The following is a 1,864-nucleotide window of genomic DNA, read 5'->3' as shown; positions in this document are numbered from 1 at the left end:
ATCTGCAAATTCAGTAATGAGAGGACGTGTAAACGCAATAAGGACGTTCAAGGGCTTAGTTGCGGATTTGAGGAAAATGACTTTACGAAATTATATAATCATAGTAGCTTTGGGCAGTATTTTCACTGTACGGGCACAGGAAGAACCGGCTGCTCCTGTATTCCGTCCTCCTTTTGATTTTCCGCTTACTCTGAGCGGTAATTTTGGTGAACTGCGTTCTAACCACTTTCATGGAGGAGTGGACTTTAAAACCCAGGGAGAGGTGGGAAAACCTATTCATTGCATTGCCGACGGATATGTGAGCCGTGTACTGGTTACTCCCGGCGGATATGGGCAGGCTATTTTTATTACTCATCCCAATGGATATACTTCAGTGTATGGGCATGTGTTGAAATTTGCTTCCGCAGTGGCAAAAGTAGTGGAGGAATATCAATATCGGCATGAAACTTTTGCTGTGGATTTGAAATTCGAACCTCATCAGGTCAGTTTCAAAGCTGGAGAAATCATTGCTTTAAGCGGTAATGAAGGATATTCTTTCGGACCGCATCTGCATATGGAGATACGCTGTACGGATACTGGTGAATTGATAGATCCCTTACAATTCTATACCGATAAAATCAAAGACACTACTCCGCCACGTGCGTCAATGATTATGCTTTATCCGCAGCGGGGCGCTGGGGTTGTGGAAGGCTCACAAAGAAAAAAATCCATACCTGTTGCTTCTTTGGGGCAACCGGTTTCTGCTTGGGGGAAAATAGCCGCTGGTATTAAGGCATACGACTATATGGATGGTACACATAATAATTATGGTGTGCGTTCCGTGGTACTCTATGTGGATACGACAGAAGTTTTTCGCAGTACAGTGGATGGCGTTTTGCCTGAAGAGAACCGGATGATTAATGCTTGGACAGACTATGAGGAGAATGTAAAGAGGCATAATTGGGTGATGCGCTCACAAATTCTTCCCGGAAATAGTTTGCGCATGTTACAAGCCAACGATGAAGGAGGGGTGATTACGATTGATGAAGAACGTGATTATCATTTTCGTTATGAATTAGCTGATTTATATGGTAATAAGTCGACTTATCGTTTCATTGTGCGTGGCCATAGGCAGCCGATAGAGGAATATCATCCGCAAGTAAAACATTATTTGGCATGGAATAAAGGTAATGTGGTTCAGGAACCGGGTATGGAACTGGTTATCCCCCGAGGGATGTTGTATGAGGATGTGGCACTGAACTGTCAGGTGGTTAAAGATACAGCCGCAATTTCTTACGAGTACCAATTGCACGATGAGCCAGTAGCTTTGCAAGCTGGATGCACGCTGATGATCGGGGTACGCCATCTTCCTGTAGAGGATACGTCGAAATATTATGTAGCCCGTAAGTGGGGAAAAAGGAAAGGTTCAGCAGGAGGAACTTATGAGAATGGTTGGATGAAGACTTCCATCCGTGAACTGGGAACTTATACCGTAGCTATAGATACCTTGTCTCCACGAGTAACTCCATTAAATAAAACGCAATGGAAGACAGGTAAGGTTCAGTTCAAAATAGGAGATGCGGAAACGGGTATCAAAGATTATAAGGTGAAGATAGACGGCGAATTTGCCTTGTTTGGTTTCAGTTCCAAAAATGCGAAATTGTGGATGAAGCATCCTGAACGGTTAAAAAAAGGAGTCGCCCATAAATTGGAATTGGTGGTGACAGATTATTGTGGAAATGAAACAAGAGAGGAATATGAATTTTGATGGTAAAATAAGTATTATACACAATTAAAAAGTTATATATTAATCCTCAAATCCGCAACTAAGCCCTTGAACGTCCTTATTGCGTTTACACGTCCTCTCATTACTGAATTTGCAGAT

Annotated in this window: 1 protein-coding gene; it reads left to right on the top strand. The window is 42.6% G+C overall.

Translation table 11 applies throughout. The features are described from left to right. The first annotated feature begins 76 nt into the window (after positions 1-76). Entirely contained in the window at positions 77-1,747 is a 1,671-nt protein-coding gene (locus tag AB5935_RS24990; protein WP_007833245.1) for a M23 family metallopeptidase, read from the top strand. The last annotated feature ends 117 nt before the right edge of the window (positions 1,748-1,864 follow it).

Origin of the sequence: Phocaeicola sp. RTP21198st1_B8_RTP21198_201120 (genome assembly GCF_040929485.1) — a bacterium.
GTDB classification, from domain to species: domain Bacteria; phylum Bacteroidota; class Bacteroidia; order Bacteroidales; family Bacteroidaceae; genus Phocaeicola; species Phocaeicola dorei.
Note: the sequence above shows the minus strand (reverse complement) of the source record. Positions and strands in the feature narration are given on the sequence as shown.